Below are 16,412 nucleotides of genomic sequence, written 5' to 3'. Positions count from 1 at the left end.
ACAGAACAACGGCAACGGGCAAAAGCCGCTGGCGTATGCACGGCAGCGGCGGTGTTCGGGGGCAGCGCTCTTACGTGATGCGGTCGGCGGCCTCGGCCAGCAGGCGCCAGGCCTTCAGCACGGCGTGCAGTTCATCCATGGAAAGCTCGCCGAACACGTCCTGGCGCAGGCCGATCAGCTGGTCTTCCAGCTCGCTGACCAGCGCCTGCCCGGCGTCGGTCAGCCACAACAGGTTGGCGCGGCGGTCGCTGGCATCGCTTTCGCGGCGGACCAGGTCGCTGGCGCACAGCTTGTCCAGCAGGCGCACCAGGGAGGGCCCTTCCATGCCCAGCTGCTGGGCCAGTGCCACCTGGCGGATGCCACCGCCGGAGCGGCCGATCATCAACAGGGGCATGGTGCAGGCGGTGGAGATGCCGTAGCTGCCGAGCCGACTGTCGGCCAGGCGCTGCCACTGCCGCCCTGCGTACAGCAGGCCGGAGCTGAGCTGCATCTGCAGCACGGTGCGCTCGTCGAGGGGTCGGTCCATAAGAGATAGATAGGATACTACTAATTTCATTCCTATCAATGGTTTTTGCTGAATGGGTGGGTGGGTTGAGGAAAGCGTTGCGCCTGCCTGGTGCCGGGTGGGGCGGCGGGGGCCGGACGGGGCAGGACACGCCGTAAACCCGTCCCTGGGGGCTCGGCCGCGGCTTGCTCGTGTGCGCGTCCTGCGCACACGGCAAGACCGGGGTTGGGCGTCCTGCCCAACCCGCCCGAGGCATGCCTCGGGCCCATGCCGCGGACGGTCCTGCCCCGCCCGGCCCCCGCTGCCCGCCCAACACCCCGCGAGCGCGGTGGGTTGGCTCTTAGAAGCAAGAGCGGAAGCAGTGCGGACCAACGGTCCGCACCCACCAGGGCGGCGGCGGGCCGCCTCCGAGGCCATGAACCCCCGCTTTTGACCCCGCTTTCGGGCGGTCCGGCCGCGCCCGCAGGAAATTGTCGGAGAGGGGGAGGGGCAGGCCGGGCAGGACCGTCCACGGCATGGATGCCGTGGCCGAGCCTACAGGGACGTACTTGCGGCGTGTCCCGCCTGGCCTGCCCCTCCCCCTCTCGCTCAGCTGCAACGAGGCGCTGCAAGAACCCCCCGATGAACCGTCCCAACAGGACGACCCACCCCCCGGTCGGGTACGATGCTCGCCCCCCGTTCGGGACGCTGTACGCAATGAGCAAGAACAACGAAAAGGCCGCCCCGCAGGGCGACGTGACCCAGGACCAGGCCGAGGATGCCGTGCGCACCCTGCTGCGCTGGGCCGGTGAGGACCCGTCCCGCGAAGGCCTGCTGGATACCCCCCGCCGTGTCGCCGAAGCCTATGGCGACTGGTTCAGCGGTTACCGCGACGACCCGCGCGCCTACATGGAGCGGACCTTCGAGGAAGTGGCCGGCTACGACGAACTCATCGTCCTGCGGGACATCGAGTACGAAAGCCACTGCGAACACCACATGGCGCCGATCATCGGCCGCGTGCACGTCGGCTACCTGCCGGCCGGCAAGGTGGTGGGCATCAGCAAGCTGGCCCGCGTCGTCGAAGCCTACGCCCGCCGTTTCCAGGTGCAGGAGAAAATGACCGCGCAGATCGCCCAGTGCATCCAGGATGTGCTGCAGCCGATCGGCGTCGGCGTGGTGGTCGAAGGCGCCCACGAGTGCATGACCACGCGCGGCATCCACAAGCGCGGCGTCAGCATGGTCACCTCCAAGATGCTGGGCAGCTTCCGCGACGACGCGCGCACCCGCGCCGAGTTCCTGCGCTTCATCGAAGTGGGCGGCAAGCGCTGAGCCGCTTGCCCGCACCGCGCCGGCCCCTGCAGGCCGGCATGCCCACGGCTGCCCACGCGGCAGCCGTGCATGGCGGCTCGTCCCTGTCAGCCCTACAGACTTCTTTCGCTGCATGAAGCATCGCGAACGCATTGCCCGTTACCGCCACCTGCGCGAACAGCCCCAGTGGAAGCTGCTTGCCGCCGACCACGCCCCGGAAATCATCGGCCTGTTGCAGGGCCTGCTGATGGACGGCGAGCGCACGTTGCCTTCGTCGGTGCTCAACGAGCGACTGCAGCGCGCGCTGGACCAGCTGGCCGGCGATGAACTCTCGCGCGAGCTGCCGCGTACCGCCCAGGCCTACATCGCGCACTGGCTGGCCCAGGGCTGGCTGGAACGCCGTTTGCCCGAAGGCGCCGACCAGGAGCAGTACGAGCTGTCCACTGCTGCACTGCAGGCGATCCGCTTCGCGGACGGCCTCGAGCAGGCCCGCGTGGCCGCCACCGAAAGCCGCCTGGCGCTGGTCATTGAGCAGCTCTCGGCGCTGGCTGCGCAGACCGAAGCCGACCCCGATGCGCGCCTGTCCGCGCTGCACGACGAGCGCGACCGCATCGATGCCGAAATCGCCCGGGTCGGCACTGGCCGCGTGGTTGCGCTGGACGGCAAGCGCGCGCTGGAACGCACCCGCCAGATCATCGGCCTGGCCGACGAGCTGACCGAGGACTTCCGCCGCGTGCGCGACGACTTCGAGCAGCTCAACCGCGATTTCCGCGAACGCATCATCGACGATGAAGGCGAGCGCGGCGATGTGCTGTCGCAGCTGTTCGAAGGTGTGGATGTCATCGGTGAAAGTGACGCCGGGCGCAGTTTCCAGGCCTTCTGGCGCCTGCTCAACGACGCCGAACAGAGCGCCCAGCTCGACGCCGCGCTGGAAGCGGTGCTGGCGCGCGGCTTTGCGCGCCGCCTGGACCGCAACGAGCGCAACTTCCTGCGCGGCTTCACCAGCACCATGCTGGAGCGTGGTGGACAGGTGCACGACGTGCTGCAGAACTTCGCGCGCAGCCTGCGTGGTTTCGTGCAGAGCCGTGGCTACCTGGAACAGCGTCGCCTCAACCAGCTGCTGAAGCAGGCGCAGTCCGAAGCGCTGGCCCTGCGCGACGAGTTCCCCGCACAGCGTGGCATCGGCCGTGACCTGCAGTTGACCACCAGCCGCCTGCGCTCGTGGTCGCAGTGGAGGCTGCACGATCCGCGCAGCGCCCAGGTCGATGGCAACGTCGAGTACAACGACGCCGCCGCGATCAGCCTGGAAAGCGTGGGTGATCTGGTCGCCTCGTCCGAAATCGATTTCCGCACGCTGCGCCGCGACCTGCACGACCTGCTCGATGCACAGCCGCGGCTCAGCATCGCCCAGGCCCTGTCGCAGCGTGAGGCGCCGCAGGGTCTTGGCAGCGTCATCGGCTACCTGTCGCTGGGCACGCGCTTCGGCAACGTGGTCGCCGGCGAGCAGGAGCTTGCCGAATGGCGTGGTGGCGACGGCCAGATCCGTCGTGCCCGCATCCCGCTGGTTTGGTTCACCCAGGAGAGACGCCATGAGCTGGCATGAAGATCCCATCGACGCACCGCAGGCCGACGTGGCGGAAGACGCCTACGAGGCCGAGCCGGTGGCGGCCGTGGCGCAGCCCCGCCGTGGCAACGACGTGTATTACCTCGGCGATACCGGGCGCCTGCCGCTGGATGCGCGCCGCGCGCTGTGCCAGCTGCTGATCGGCCCCAGCATCGACCAGCTGCGCCACGCCAAGCTGTGGCCGGCGCTGATCCGCAGCGAGGCGGCCATCCGCTCGTCGCTGGCGGACCTGTTCCTGGAACTGGTGCTCGATCGTGACAGCGGCGTGGCCTTCACCCGCCAGGCCGATACCGAAGACGTTGATGCGCCGGTGCTGCTGCGTACCTCGCCGCTGACCTTCATCGACTCGGTGCTGCTGCTGTACCTGCGCCAGCAGCTGGCCGAGGCCGATGCGCGTGGCAACCGCGCGGTGGTCGCCGACGCCGAGATGGCTGAAGCGCTGGCCATCTACGAGAAGAACCTGTCCACCGACCGCGCCGGCTTCAACCGCCGCGTCGCTTCGGCGGTGCAGAAGATGAAGGACAACCACATCCTGACCCGCCTCAGCGGCCAGGAAGACCGCCACGAAGTCTCGCCGGCGCTGAAGCTGCTGTTCTCCGCCGAAGACGTGTCCCAGCTCTCGGCGGTCTACCGCCAGCTGCGCGAAACCCCGGCCGCCGAGGCCTGAGAGACCCGACCATCGCATGGCTATCTCCAAGCACACTCCCGCCCTGTTCAACGAAGGCCTGCCGGACCCGCGCCTGCAGCAGTTCCGCATGCGCCGCCTGCAGGTGCACAACTGGGGCACCTTCAACGGCCTGACCGAAGTGCCGATCGCCGAGCGCGGCTTCCTGTTCGTCGGCCGTTCCGGCTCGGGCAAGTCGACCCTGCTCGATGCCATGTCCGCGCTGCTGACGCCGCCGGCCATCGTCGACTTCAACGCCGCCGCGCGTGAAGCCGAGCGCAGTGGCCGCGACCGCAACCTGGTGTCCTACGTGCGTGGCGCGTGGGCCGACCAGCAGGACAGCGGTACCGGCGAAATCGCCACCCAGTACCTGCGCAAGGGCGCCACCTGGACCGCGCTGGTGCTGGAATACCGCGCCGGCGATGGCCGCGTGGTCAGCCTGGTGCGCCTGCTGTGGATCTCCGGCAACGGCACCTCGGCTGGCGATGTGCGCAAGCACTACATGATCGCCGAGCGCCCGTTCGACATCGCCAAGGATCTTGGTGGTTTCGACCTGGACCTGCGCAAGCTCAAGCAGAAGCTGTCCGACCTGCACCACTTCGACACCTTCTCCGGTTACGCTGAGCGCTTCCGCGACCTGCTCGGCATCGACAACGAGATGGCGCTGCGCCTGCTGCACAAGACGCAGTCGGCGAAGAACCTGGGCGACCTGAACGTCTTCCTGCGCGACTTCATGCTCGACACGCCGAAGACCTTCGACGCCGCCGAGCGCCTGGTCAGCGACTTCGCCGAGCTCGATGGCGCGCACCAGGCCGTGGTCACTGCGCGTCGCCAGGTGGAAACCCTGCTGCCGGCACGCGCCTACTACAACGACCTGAAGGAAATGCATCGGCAGCGTGGCGACGATGAAGCGCTGAAGCTCGGCGTCGACAGCTTCCGCGAAAGCCGCCGCCAGGCGCTGATCGAAGCGCGCCTGCGCGAGATGGACGTGCGTGACCGTGGCCTGCTTGGCGAAGAAGCCCAGCGCCGTGCCGCACTCGACAACCACACCGAGCGCCTGGCCGAGCTGGAACTGCAGCGCCGCCAGCAGGGCGGTGAGCGCATCGAGGAACTGGAACGCGAGCAGGGCCGTGCTGAAGCCGAGCGCGACCGCCGCCAGGCCAAGCGCGAGCAGGCAAGCCAGGCCGCGCAGCAGCTGCAGGCTGAACTGCCGGACGACGCCCACGGCTTCGCCGAACTGGTCGAGCGGGCGCAGAACGAGCTGCAGGATCGCCAGCGCGCCTCTTCGGCACTGGACGATGCGATCAGCGATCGCCTGGGTGGCAAGCGCGATGACGAGCGCCGCTTCGGCGAAGTCCGTGCGGAACTCGAAGCGATGCAGCGCACGCCGTCCAACATCCCTGCGCCGATGCAGAAGCTGCGCGCGCGCCTGGCCGAGGAAACCGGCATCGCCGAAGCAGCGCTGCCGTTCGTTGGCGAACTGATCCAGGTCCGCTCGGAAGAGCAGGGCTGGCAGGGCGCCATCGAGCGCGTGCTGGGCGGTTTCGCGCTGTCGCTGCTGGTCGATGACAAGCATTACAACGACGTCGCCGAGTGGGTGAACCGTACCCACCTGGGCATGCGCTTCACCTACTACCGCGTGCGCCGCAACGATGATGCGTTCGCGCGCGAGCCGTCGGCGAAGTCGCTGCTGCACAAGCTGGAACTGCGCGAGCACGTGTTCGAAAGCTGGCTGCGCCGTGAGCTTGGCAAGCGCTTCGACTACGAGTGCGTTGATGCCAAGCAGCTGCGCAACGTCGATCGCGGCATTACCCGCGAAGGCCAGGTCAAGCATCCGGGCGACCGCTTCGAGAAGGACGACCGCAGCGCGGTGGGCGACCGCCGTCGCTGGATTCTCGGCTTCAACAACCACGACAAGGTCGGCGCCTTCGAGCGTGAAGCGCAGGAACTGGCCAAGCGCATCGCCGGCTGCGAGACCGACATCGCGCGCCTGCGTGGCCAGCGTGATCGCGACAACGAGCGCCGCCTGGCCTGTCACGAGCTGGTCAGCATCAGCTGGAATGAGATCGATATCGCCGCCCCGCAGCAGCGCCTCAGCGATATCGAAGCGACGCTACGCGACCTGCGCGAAGGCAATGCCGACCTCGCCAAGCTGGCCAAGCAGATCGATGCGGTGCGCGCGGACATCGAACAGTCGCGCCGCACCTATGAAGACGTCCGCGTCGAGCGTGGCCAGCTGGTCAAGGAGCGCGATCGCCTCGACCGCGCACGCCAGCAGAGCCGTGCGCTGGTGCTGCCGAGCCTGGCCCAGGAGCAGGAAGCCGGCCTCGCCGAGCGCCTGCAGGAGCAGGGCCCGCTCAGCCTGGAAACGCTGGAAGCGCACATGCGCCAGGTCAGCAACGCGCTGAACGAGCAGCTGTCCTCCTCCCAGCAGGACCTCAACCGCATCGAGAACCAGCTGATCGGCTGCTTCCGTCGCTTCATCCAGCAGTGGCCGGAGGAATCGGGCGACTTCACCGTGTCGGTGGCCTCGGCCGAGGACTTCCTCGCACGCCTCGAACGCCTGGAGCGCGATGGCCTGCCGCAGCACGAAGAGCGCTTCTTCGATCTGCTGCAGAACCAGAGCAAGAACAACCTGCTGGCCCTGCAGCGGCACAGCGCCGAGGCCCGCAAGTCGATCGGCCAGCGCCTGGACGAAGTGAACGCCAGCCTGGAACAGGTGCCGTTCAACCGAGGCACGCTGCTGACCATCGAACTGAACGACCGACGCCTGCCGGAAGTCGGCGAGTTCCACCTGCAGCTGCGCGAAGTGCTGTCGCAGCAGCAGACCGAGCAGCGCGAGCTGGCCGAATCGCAGTTCACCGTGCTGCGCCAGCTGGTCAATCGCCTGGGCTCGCAGGAAGGCGAGGACAAGCGTTGGCGCGAGCTGGTGCTGGACGTGCGCATGCACGTGGAGTTCATCGGCGTCGAGCTGGATGCGGAAACGCGCCAGCAGGTCGAGATCTACCGCAGCGGCGCCGGCAAGTCCGGTGGCCAGCGCCAGAAGCTGGCCACGACCTGCCTGGCGGCCGCGCTGCGCTACCAGCTCGGTGGTGCCGACAGCCAGCTGCCCAGCTACGCCGCGGTCGTGCTCGACGAAGCCTTCGACAAGGCCGACAACGAGTTCACCGCACTGGCGATGAACATCTTCGACAACTTCGGCTTCCAGATGGTGGTCGCCACCCCGCTGAAGTCGGTGATGACGCTGGAACCGTTCATCGGCGGCGCCTGCTTCGTCGAGATCAGCGGCCGCCACGACTCCGGCGTGCTGCTGATCGAGTACGACGAAGAAGGCAAGCGCCTGAAGCTGCCCGAGCGCAGCCGACAGCAGGCCAACGAACCGGAAGAAGCCGAGGCCTGAGCGCCTCGGTCCATCTACCTGTAGAGCCGAGCCATGCTCGGCTGCTGTTCGCGACCGGAACCCACGTGCCAGCCCAGGTTGGCACCTACCGGGTCGTGAGGTTCATTCACGAACCGCGGAACGTATCCCACGCCATCCGCGCGATCAGCACCACCACCAGCCCCACGAACAGCTTGCGGATGAACGGCGTGCCGCCCTTCAGCGCCAGGCGCGTGCCCACCACCGAACCGATGATGTTGGCCGCTGCCATCGGCAGCGCGAACAGCCACAGGATGTTGCCGGTCGGCACGAAGAACGAGATCGCCGCCACATTCGTCGCCAGGTTAACCACCTTCGACGCCGCTGACGCGCGCAGGAAATCCAGCCCGAAGAAGCGTACGAACAGGAAGATCAGGAAGCTGCCGGTGCCCGGCCCGAAGAAGCCGTCGTAGAAGCCGATCGCCGCACCGATCGCCAGCGCGATCGCCAGCTCGCGGCGACCGATCTCCTGCGGGCGGTGCAGCGCGCCGAAGTCCTTCTTCCACAGTGTGTAGGCCAGCATCGCGATCAGCAGCACCAGCACCAGTGGGCGCACCGCGTCCTTGGGCAGCAGGCTTACCGCCGTGGCCCCGGCGAAGGAGAAGATGAAGGCCGTACCGGCCGCGAACAGTACCGGCTTCCACGGGAAGCGCACATTGCGCGCATAGCGCCAGGCCGCCGCACCGGTACCGAACATCGAACTGAACTTGTTGGTACCAAACAGCATCGCTGGCGTCTGCTGCGGCAGCACCGTGAACAGTCCAGGCAGCTGCACCAGGCCACCGCCACCCACGGCGGCATCCACAAGACCGGCGATGAAGGCGATCACCACCAGCCACCACAACTCGGGGGGAACCAGTTCCAGCACGGCGATCAATCAAGGTGGGGGCGCGACAGCATACGCCTGTCCTGTACCCGGCGACCTGTGCCGTGCGTGGATCAATCCGCGCAACCCGGCGACAATGCTGATATGAGCCGAAAACCTGCCGATCCCTGTCCCTGCGGCCTGCCCGCCGACTATGCTGCCTGCTGCGGCCGCTTCCACGCCGGTGAAGCCGCGCCGGATGCCGAGCGCCTGATGCGTTCGCGCTACAGCGCCTATGTGCGGGGCGTGGCCGACTACCTGCGCCAGAGCTGGCACCCGGACACGCGTCCGGCCGAGTTGTCGCTGGATGATGCGCCCGGCCAGCGTACGTATTGGCTGGGCCTGACCGTGCACGAGCACACCGTCACCGGCGCCGACAGCGCTGAGGTCCGGTTCACCGCGCGCTACCGGGTGGGCGGCGGCAGCGCGGTGAAGATGACCGAGCACAGCCGCTTCCTGCGCATCGAAGACCGCTGGTATTACCTCGACGCGCTCTGAGCCTCAGCCACCGCGTACTGCCAGCACGCCCTGCCCGGCATACGCGCGCACCTGGTTGCGGCCTCCGTCCTTGGCGACGTACAGCGCCTGGTCGGCAGCCTTGACCACCGCCGCCGGCCGCAGACCGACGCGGGTGTCGGCCAGACCGATGCTTACCGTTACCTGCACTACCTGTCCGCTGCCGCCGCGCCCGCGCTGCTGGCGCCCGGCGTCATCGTCGCGGCTGCGGGTGCTGCGGTCACGCAGCTGCATGCGGGTCTCCTCGATGCTCTGCCGCAGCGCCTCCACGGCATCCATGCAGGCTGCCGCCGGGCGGTCCAGGAACACCACCGCGAACTCCTCGCCGCCATAGCGGAACGCACGTCCACCATCACCCACGCGCGCCAGCCGTGAGGCCACCAGGCGCAGCACGTCGTCGCCGGTGTCGTGGCCGTGGGTATCGTTGAACGATTTGAAGTGGTCCACATCCACCATCGCGATGCTGTAGGTGCCGCGTGCCCGCTGCAGGGTCTCGTTGAACGCGCGGCGCCCGGGCAGGCCGGTCAGCTCATCGCGGAAGGCCATGTGGAACGACTCCTGCAGCATCGCGCCCAGCATCAGCAGCAGGGCGGCGCTGCTCAGCGCCGGCAGCAGCACCGGCTGCAGGAACACCCTCGGCAGCATCCACCACAGGCACAGCAGGGCCAGCAGCATTGCTGTATGCAGCGGCCTCGGATGCCGCCATGCCTGCCAGCCCAGCGCCGCCGTGGCCAGCAGGAACAGCAGCGCCGGCAGCTGCGCCAGCGCGTTCCACTCGGCCGGGATCCACGCCCAGTGACGGTTCGACAGCAGATCGTGCATGCCGCGCGGCTGCTGCGTGGCCAGCAGCAGGAAGATCAGCAGCGCCGTACCGCTGGCGACGGAGCGCAACAGCAGGTCGTGGCGGCGCCGCCCGCGCTCCGGCCACAACGACAGGCCGGCGAACAGCAATGGCAGCCACGCCGAGATGGCATGGAAGCGCAGGGGTGTCAGCGCGCCGACATGACCGTTGCGCAGGTAGCCGCCGACATCCTGGTGCAGCAGCGCGAACATGACCGCCACCACCAGCAGCAGGCACAGCGACCGTACCTGATGGTAGAGCAGGGCCAGGCCGGCACCGAGGCAGGCCAGCAGCCAGGGCAGGATGCGCTGCGCCGGGCTGGCCACGTCTGCGGTATCCAATGCGGTCCATACCCCCACGGCAACCAGCAGGGCGGGCAGCACGAACAGGTAGTGCGCAGGCTGGCGGAGCGGATGCAGGGGCAAGCAGGAATTCCAGCGCGGTGACGACGCGGCCGCAGCATTGCCGTTAGCGGCGCGCGTGCCTGCATCTTGAATGCGGGGGGCTTACCCATGTGAACAAAGTGACGCCGAACCATGACATCGCACTCACCGTCCTGCGCCGATGCTGCCCACATGGACAGCGTACCCACCGCCGTCGCTGCCCCGCAGCACGATCTCGCCCACCAGTTCGCACGGGTGCGTGCGCGCAGCATGCAACTGGCCGCGCCGCTCAGCGCCGAGGACGCCATGCTGCAGAGCATGGCCGATGCCAGCCCGAGCAAATGGCACCTGGCCCACACCACCTGGTTCTTCGAGCGCTTCGTGCTGGCGGGCTTCGCTGCTGCACCGGCGCATGACCCGGCCTGGGATTACCTGTTCAACAGCTACTACAAGAGCATCGGTCCGGCGCATGCCCGGCCGCAGCGCGGGCTGCTGTCGCGGCCATCGCTGCAGCAGGTGCGCGACTACCGCCAGCAGGTCGATGCACAGGTGCAATCGCGGCTGGCGGCCGGCGACCTTGATGAGCAGGCACTGCAGCACCTGCAGTTGGGCCTGCAGCACGAACAGCAGCACCAGGAACTGCTGCTCACCGACATCAAGCATGCGTTCTGGTGCAACCCGTTGCAGCCCGCCTACCGCGAGGACCTGCAACCTGCCGCCAGCGCTGCCAGTGCGCAGGGCTGGATCGAATCACCCGAGCGCATCGTCACCGTCGGTGCCGCAGCCTGGCCGCTGCATACCGCCTTCGCCTACGACAACGAATCGCCAGTGCATCGCGTGTTGCTCCCCGCGCACGCACTGGCCGAGCGTCCCGTCAGCAATGCCGAGTACCGCGCCTTCATCGACGCCGGCGGCTACCGTGAGCCGCGCTGGTGGCTCAGTGAAGGCTGGGTAGTGCGTGAAGCCGAGGACTGGCGGCATCCGCTGTACTGGGATGACGCCCTGCAGCGCGAGTACACCCTGGGCGGTTGGCGCGAACTGGATCCGCACGCGCCGGTCTGCCACCTCAGCTACTACGAGGCCGATGCCTGCGCCCGCTGGGCCGGCGCGCGCCTGCCCAGCGAGTTCGAGTGGGAGGCCGCTGCCGCGTCGCAGCCGCTGCGCGGCCATTTCGCCGATGACGATCGGCTGCACCCGCAGGCAGCGCGGGGCCGTGGACTGCGACAGCTGTTCGGCGATGTATGGGAATGGACCCACAGTGCTTACGGTGCCTATCCCGGTTTTCGACCCTTCGCCGGCAACCTCGGTGAATACAACGGCAAGTTCATGTGCGGGCAATGGGTACTGCGCGGCGGCAGCTGCGTGACGCCCCGCGGCCATGTGCGCGCCAGCTACCGAAACTTCTTCATGCCACCGGCGCGCTGGCAGTTCTCCGGGCTGCGCCTGGCCAGGGACCTCGCATGAGTACGGTGCAGGACGCGCTGCACGCATTGACCGATCTCACCCCCGGGCGCCAGCAGATCCTGGCTGACGTGGTGGCCGGGTTGTCGCGCACGCCCCGCCAGCTACCGTCCAAGTACTTCTACGATGCACGCGGCTCGCGCCTGTTCGAGCAGATCACGCAGACCCCCGAGTACTACCCCACGCGCACCGAGCTGGCCCTGCTGGCGCGCGTGCTGCCGGACATCGCCCGCACCGCTGGCCCGCGCCTGCACGTGGTGGAGCTGGGCAGCGGCAGCGGACGCAAGACCGCGCTGCTGCTGGCCGCCCTGCACGACCCGGTGGCCTACACACCGATTGAAATCTCGCGTGCCGCGCTGCTGTCCAGCATCGACCATCTGGCACCGGCGCTGCCTGAGGTGGAGATGCTGCCGGTCTGTGCCGACTTCACCCGTCCCGTGGCCGTGCCCCTGCCCGAACGTGAGCCTGCGCGACGGCTGCTGTTCTTCCCCGGTTCCACGCTGGGCAACTTTGAAGGCGAAGACGCGGTCGCACTGCTGCGCGCGATGCGCCAGACGATGGGCCGCGACGGCCTGGCCCTGGTCGGCATCGATCTGCACAAGGACCCGGCAATGATCGAGGCCGCCTACAACGACGCGCAAGGCGTCACCGCCGCATTCACCCTCAATCTGCTGGCGCGCCTCAACCGCGAGATCGGCAGCGACTTCGATCTCGATGGCTTCCGTCATCGTGCCCGCTACAGCGTCGCGCGGCTGCGCATCGAGACCGATCTGGTCAGCCAGCGGGCACAGGACGTCCATCTGGATGGCCGGACCTTCCACTTTGCCGCCGACGAACCGATCCGCGTGGAGTACAGCCACAAGTACACCGACGACAGCTTCGAGTCGCTGCTGCAGGAGGCGGGACTGCAGGTCACGCAGCGCTGGAATGCCGACAGTCCCGCCTACGGCCTGCGCCTGCTGCGTGCCATCTAGGGCGGACGGCCAGCCGGTGCCCCTTCAGGTTCAGCAGTACCGCTACCCCTAAGATGGCCGTGCAACGGCAACACGGAGGACGCCATGCCCATTCTGACCACGCTCGGCCTGGCGGCCGCTCTCGCCTCGCCCCCGGTGCTGCCTGCAGCATCCAATGCCAGCGTCGATCCGGCCTTCAGCCGCTGCCTGGCGGGTCTGCAGGCCACGGCCACCAGCCAGGGCATCAGCGCCGTCCGCTTCAATGAGATCACCGCCGGGCTCACCCCGGACCCCAGCGTGCTCGGCCTGCTCGATGCGCAGCCCGAATTCACCACGCCGATCTGGGACTACCTGGCCGCGCTGGTCGATCGCCAGCGCGTGGCTGATGGTCGCGCCATGCTGCAGCAGCACCGCGACCTGCTCGATCGGGTGTCGGCGCAGTACGGCGTCGATCCGGCCACCATCGTCGCAGTCTGGGGCGTGGAGAGCGACTACGGCCGCGTGTTCGGCAAGCGCCCGCTGCTGCAGTCACTGGCCACGCTGTCCTGCGCCGGCCGTCGCCAACCCTTCTTCCGCGGTGAACTGCTGGCGCTGCTCAAGCTGATCGACCGCGGGGACCTGCAGGCACAGGGGCTCACCGGTTCCTGGGCCGGTGCCTTCGGGCACACGCAGTTCATGCCCAGCACCTATGCGCGCATCGCCGTGGACGGTGATGGCGATGGCCGCCGCGATCTGGTCGGCAGCATTCCCGATGCGCTGGCGTCCACCGCCAACTACCTCAAGCGCGCCGGCTGGCGCAGCGGAGAGCCCTGGGGCATGGAAGTTCGCGTTCCTGCGGGCTTCAACGCCAGCCAGGCGGGGCGTACCCAGCGTCGCGCCCTGGCCGACTGGCGTGCGCAGGGCGTGACCGCGCTGGATGGCAGCGCGTTGGCTCCGGTCAACCTGCCGGCGGATGCGCGCGCCGCCCTGCTGCTGCCGGCCGGCAACAAGGGCCCCGCATTGCTGGTGTTCCGCAACTACGACGCGATCTACAGCTACAACGCCGCCGAAAGCTATGCGCTGGCGATCGCGACGCTGGCTGACCAATTGCGTGGCGGCAACGGGTTGGCCACCGCCTGGCCGACCGATGACCCGGGCCTGGGCCGCGATGAGCGCCGCCAGCTGCAGACCCTGCTGCTGGCCCGTGGCCACGATATCGGTGCCGCCGACGGCATGATCGGTACCGCCACGCGTCGCGCGATCCAGACCGAGCAGCAGCGCCTGGGCTGGAGCGAGGTGGACGGCCGCGCCGGCCAGCGCATCCTGCGCACGCTGCAGGAAGAAGCCGCCGCTATCGCACCCGCTGGGCAGAAGGCCTTGCCGGCGGCACGTTGACCGCGACATCATCGCCGCGGTCTTCAAGGAGCGTCATCGCATGCAGTTGAATCCGGACATCAGCACCGGCCTGTATCACGGCCTGGAGGCCTGGCAGGTGCGAACCGCCAACGCCACGGCGGTCGTCAGTGTGTTTGGTGGCCAGCTGTTGTCGTTCATCCCCGATGGGCAGCCCGATCTGCTGTGGCTTTCGCCCACGCGCGCCGAGCTGCCTACGCCCATCCGCGGTGGCGTCCCGGTGTGCTGGCCGTGGTTCGGCCGCCAGGGCCAGAGCGCCGATGTACCGGCGCATGGCCTGGTACGTACCGCGCGCTGGGAGCTTCTGCAGGCCAGCCAGAGCGATGATGGTGAGGTCGAGCTGCAGTTGGCGCCTGCGCCCTGCGCCGATCCCGGCCTGCGCCTGCAGATGCAGCTGCGCATCGGCCGCCAGCTGCGCCAGCAGCTGGTCACCGAGAACACCGGAACCTCGCCGGTGACCTTCACCCAGGCCCTGCACAGCTATTTCCGGGTGGGCGATGCCAACCGGGTCGAGGTCGAGGGCCTTGATGGCCTGCAATACCTGGACAAGTACGAGGACTATGCGCAGCTGCGCCTGCAACAGGGACCGTGGTCATTGCGCGATCCGCGTGATCCCGGTCGCAGCGATCGCATCTATACCGGTGCCGGCGGCCATTACGTGCTGCGTGATCCCGTACTGCAGCGGCGGATCGAGATCCGCAGCGAAGGCAGCCAGACCCTGGTGGCCTGGAATCCCGGTGCCGAGGCCGCAGCCAGGATGGCCGATGTCGGCGATGGCTGGCACGATTACGTCTGCCTGGAAGTGGCCAACGCAGGCCCGGAGCAGATTACCCTTGCGCCAGGTGCGCGCCATCAGCTGGTGCAGACCCTGGCCAGTACCGCGCTGTAGGCGCTGGCAGCGGTTTCAGTTTGTCGATGCAGGTAGCAAGGACGGAAAACATGCAGGAAGCACAATGGTGGTATGCCAATGGCAGGCAGAGCAGTGGGCCGGTGGATCTGGCCGGTCTTCGCCAGCTGCAGCAGGAAGGGACGGTTACGGCGCGCACGCTGCTCTGGTGCGAAGGCATGCCCTCATGGCGGCCGTTGTCGGAACTGGAGCAGGCGTCCACGCCCATCGAGGTGGCTCCGGCCCCGGATATCGACGCAGCCCCTGCGGTTGAGGGCATCGCGCCGAGTGTCGGCGATCCGTCCGATCCCTATCGTGCGCCGGTCGCTGTACCGGATAGGGCAGTGGCTGCCGGGCTGGAGGGCGAGATGGCCTTGTACGCCAGCGTGGTCGGCGGCAACTTCCCGATCTATCGCCAGCGCTGGCGGCTGGATCAGGGCATTGCCACGGGCAGTGGCACCTGGCACTGGCCGGCCTTCCTGCTCGGCCTGATCTGGATGATGTACCGCAAGATGTACCGCCTGGCGGCGATGTGGGCTGGCCTGCTGCTGCTGATCAGCGTGGTGGAGACCTTGCTGGACGTGCCGGATGGCCTGTCGCTGGTCATCACCTTCGCACTCAGCATCACCACCGGCATCTTTGGCAACAGCTGGTACCTGGCACACTGCCAGCGCCTGATCGCCCAGGCCCGAGCCGTCACCGGCGGCGATGACGCACGGCTGCGCAGCGAGCTGACCGCGCGCGGCGGCACCAGCGTGGTCGCCACACTGATCGCCATCATCATCGCGGTGGTACTGAGCACCGTCGGCGCCGCATTGGCGGGGTAGGGTGGGTCAGCGGTCCTGACGGGGCCGCAGCACCAGCAGGCACAGCGCACCGGCCACCAGGCCCCAGAACGCCGAGCCGATGCCGGCCAGTGAGACGCCCGAGGCGGTAACCAGGAAGGTGACCAGTGCCGCCTCGCGGTCCCGCTCTACCGCCAGCGCACTGGCCAGGCTGTTGGCGATGGTGCCGAACAGGGCGATACCGGCCACGCAGGCCACCAGCTCCTTCGGGAACGCAGCGAACAATGCGGCGACGGTCGCACCGAACAGCCCGATGACGATATAGAAGGCCCCGGCGGCCATGGCGGCGGTATAGCGCCGCGCCGGATCTTCATGGGCATCGCGGCCCATGCAGATCGCTGCGGTGATCGCCGCCAGGTTCAGCGCGTACGCACCGAACGGCGCCAACAGGGTGTTGACCACGCCGATCCAGCCGATCAGGGGAGACACCGGGGCGTCGTAGCCGGAGGCCCGCATCACCGCCACGCCCGGAATGTTCTGCGAGGCCATGGTGACCACGAACAAGGGCAGGGCGATGCCGGCCACCGCAGTCCAGGACAAGGATGGGATCACCCATTGCGGTACCGCCAGCTGCAGTTGCACCTGCTGTGCGTGCAGCAGGCCACGGCTGGCCGCGACCGCGATGCCGACCAGCAGGGTGGCGATGACCGCATAGCGCGGGAACAGGCGGCGTCCGGCCAGCCAGGTGGCGAACATTGCCAGCGCCAGTACCAGTTGGGTGTTCATGGCCACGAACACGTCCAGACCGAAGCGCAGCAGCACCCCGGCCAGC

Annotated in this window: 14 protein-coding genes (1 of these 14 cut by a window edge); 10 read left to right on the top strand and 4 right to left on the bottom strand. The window is 68.2% G+C overall.

The annotated features are described in order from the left end of the window. Positions 1-70: 70 nt before the first annotated feature. Positions 71-526, bottom strand: coding sequence for a MarR family winged helix-turn-helix transcriptional regulator (locus ACW5IY_RS21880; protein ID WP_008265191.1), 456 nt, complete (start codon positions 524-526; stop codon positions 71-73). 675 nt (positions 527-1,201) lie between these two features. Between ACW5IY_RS21880 and folE the strand changes: the two genes are divergently transcribed. The 4 genes from folE to ACW5IY_RS21860 all read left to right on the top strand — a co-directional run bounded on the left by folE (position 1,202) and on the right by ACW5IY_RS21860 (position 7,480). Then, complete coding sequence (gene folE / locus ACW5IY_RS21875) at positions 1,202-1,813, top strand: GTP cyclohydrolase I FolE (protein ID WP_004141296.1); 612 nt, start codon at positions 1,202-1,204, stop codon at positions 1,811-1,813. A 112-nt stretch (positions 1,814-1,925) separates the two neighbouring features. Beyond that, on the top strand, positions 1,926-3,395 hold the full coding sequence (locus tag ACW5IY_RS21870; RefSeq protein ID WP_049435560.1) for a DUF3375 domain-containing protein: 1,470 nt from the start codon (positions 1,926-1,928) through the stop codon (positions 3,393-3,395). Next, positions 3,382-4,083 carry a DUF4194 domain-containing protein gene (locus tag ACW5IY_RS21865; protein WP_005421303.1) on the top strand — a complete coding sequence of 234 codons (702 nt, stop codon included), beginning with the start codon at positions 3,382-3,384 and terminating at the stop codon, positions 4,081-4,083. Before ACW5IY_RS21870 ends, ACW5IY_RS21865 begins: the two co-directional genes overlap by 14 nt. A gap of 16 nt (positions 4,084-4,099) precedes the next feature. After that, on the top strand, positions 4,100-7,480 hold the full coding sequence (locus tag ACW5IY_RS21860) for an ATP-binding protein (RefSeq protein ID WP_049435559.1): 3,381 nt from the start codon (positions 4,100-4,102) through the stop codon (positions 7,478-7,480). 106 nt (positions 7,481-7,586) lie between these two features. On the opposite strand, the gene ACW5IY_RS21855 is transcribed toward ACW5IY_RS21860, so the two are convergent. Next, positions 7,587-8,366, bottom strand: coding sequence for a sulfite exporter TauE/SafE family protein (locus tag ACW5IY_RS21855; RefSeq protein WP_029380158.1), 780 nt, complete (start codon positions 8,364-8,366; stop codon positions 7,587-7,589). Between the two features lie 102 nt (positions 8,367-8,468). Between ACW5IY_RS21855 and ACW5IY_RS21850 the strand changes: the two genes are divergently transcribed. Then, positions 8,469-8,861, top strand: coding sequence for a YchJ family protein (locus ACW5IY_RS21850; RefSeq protein WP_049435558.1), 393 nt, complete (start codon positions 8,469-8,471; stop codon positions 8,859-8,861). A 3-nt stretch (positions 8,862-8,864) separates the two neighbouring features. Here the strand turns inward: ACW5IY_RS21850 and ACW5IY_RS21845 are convergent, their stop codons facing one another. After that, positions 8,865-10,145, bottom strand: coding sequence for a GGDEF domain-containing protein (locus ACW5IY_RS21845; RefSeq protein WP_049435555.1), 1,281 nt, complete (start codon positions 10,143-10,145; stop codon positions 8,865-8,867). Between the two features lie 150 nt (positions 10,146-10,295). Here ACW5IY_RS21845 and egtB point away from each other — a divergent pair, with 150 nt between their 5' ends. The 5 genes from egtB (at position 10,296) to ACW5IY_RS21820 (ending at position 15,622) form a co-directional block, all read left to right on the top strand. Further along, a complete protein-coding gene (gene egtB / locus ACW5IY_RS21840) occupies positions 10,296-11,567 on the top strand; it encodes an ergothioneine biosynthesis protein EgtB (protein WP_049435554.1) in 1,272 nt (423 codons plus the stop codon). After that, complete coding sequence (gene egtD / locus ACW5IY_RS21835) at positions 11,564-12,538, top strand: L-histidine N(alpha)-methyltransferase (RefSeq protein ID WP_049435553.1); 975 nt, start codon at positions 11,564-11,566, stop codon at positions 12,536-12,538. The genes egtB and egtD overlap by 4 nt, the downstream gene beginning before the upstream one ends. 84 nt (positions 12,539-12,622) lie before the next feature. Further along, entirely contained in the window at positions 12,623-13,891 is a 1,269-nt protein-coding gene (locus tag ACW5IY_RS21830; RefSeq protein WP_049435552.1) for a lytic murein transglycosylase, read from the top strand. A 40-nt stretch (positions 13,892-13,931) separates the two neighbouring features. Continuing rightward, on the top strand, positions 13,932-14,798 hold the full coding sequence (locus tag ACW5IY_RS21825; RefSeq protein ID WP_049435551.1) for a D-hexose-6-phosphate mutarotase: 867 nt from the start codon (positions 13,932-13,934) through the stop codon (positions 14,796-14,798). A gap of 50 nt (positions 14,799-14,848) precedes the next feature. Then, positions 14,849-15,622 carry a DUF2628 domain-containing protein gene (locus ACW5IY_RS21820; RefSeq protein ID WP_049435549.1) on the top strand — a complete coding sequence of 258 codons (774 nt, stop codon included), beginning with the start codon at positions 14,849-14,851 and terminating at the stop codon, positions 15,620-15,622. A 6-nt stretch (positions 15,623-15,628) separates the two neighbouring features. On the opposite strand, the gene ACW5IY_RS21815 is transcribed toward ACW5IY_RS21820, so the two are convergent. Next, positions 15,629-16,412, bottom strand: partial view of a benzoate/H(+) symporter BenE family transporter gene (locus ACW5IY_RS21815; protein ID WP_049435548.1) — the 3' portion only. Its footprint extends 404 nt past the window's final position; the window shows 784 of its 1,188 coding nt (coding positions 405-1,188); its start codon lies off the right edge, out of view; it ends in the stop codon at positions 15,629-15,631.

It is taken from the genome of Stenotrophomonas sp. C-A (genome assembly GCF_054030835.1).
The sequence above is the reverse complement of the archived record's forward strand: the minus strand, read 5'-3'. Positions and strand labels throughout refer to the sequence as shown.

What these genes read in the sequence shown, in the direction of transcription:
- ACW5IY_RS21880 (WP_008265191.1), bottom strand. Translation starts at nt 526, where the DNA reads ATGGACCGACCCCTCGACGAGCGCACCGTGCTGCAGATGCAGCTCAGC.
- folE (WP_004141296.1), top strand. Translation starts at nt 1,202, where the DNA reads ATGAGCAAGAACAACGAAAAGGCCGCCCCGCAGGGCGACGTGACCCAG.
- ACW5IY_RS21870 (WP_049435560.1), top strand. Translation starts at nt 1,926, where the DNA reads ATGAAGCATCGCGAACGCATTGCCCGTTACCGCCACCTGCGCGAACAG.
- ACW5IY_RS21865 (WP_005421303.1), top strand. Translation starts at nt 3,382, where the DNA reads ATGAGCTGGCATGAAGATCCCATCGACGCACCGCAGGCCGACGTGGCG.
- ACW5IY_RS21860 (WP_049435559.1), top strand. Translation starts at nt 4,100, where the DNA reads ATGGCTATCTCCAAGCACACTCCCGCCCTGTTCAACGAAGGCCTGCCG.
- ACW5IY_RS21850 (WP_049435558.1), top strand. Translation starts at nt 8,469, where the DNA reads ATGAGCCGAAAACCTGCCGATCCCTGTCCCTGCGGCCTGCCCGCCGAC.
- egtB (WP_049435554.1), top strand. Translation starts at nt 10,296, where the DNA reads ATGGACAGCGTACCCACCGCCGTCGCTGCCCCGCAGCACGATCTCGCC.
- egtD (WP_049435553.1), top strand. Translation starts at nt 11,564, where the DNA reads ATGAGTACGGTGCAGGACGCGCTGCACGCATTGACCGATCTCACCCCC.
- ACW5IY_RS21830 (WP_049435552.1), top strand. Translation starts at nt 12,623, where the DNA reads ATGCCCATTCTGACCACGCTCGGCCTGGCGGCCGCTCTCGCCTCGCCC.
- ACW5IY_RS21825 (WP_049435551.1), top strand. Translation starts at nt 13,932, where the DNA reads ATGCAGTTGAATCCGGACATCAGCACCGGCCTGTATCACGGCCTGGAG.
- ACW5IY_RS21820 (WP_049435549.1), top strand. Translation starts at nt 14,849, where the DNA reads ATGCAGGAAGCACAATGGTGGTATGCCAATGGCAGGCAGAGCAGTGGG.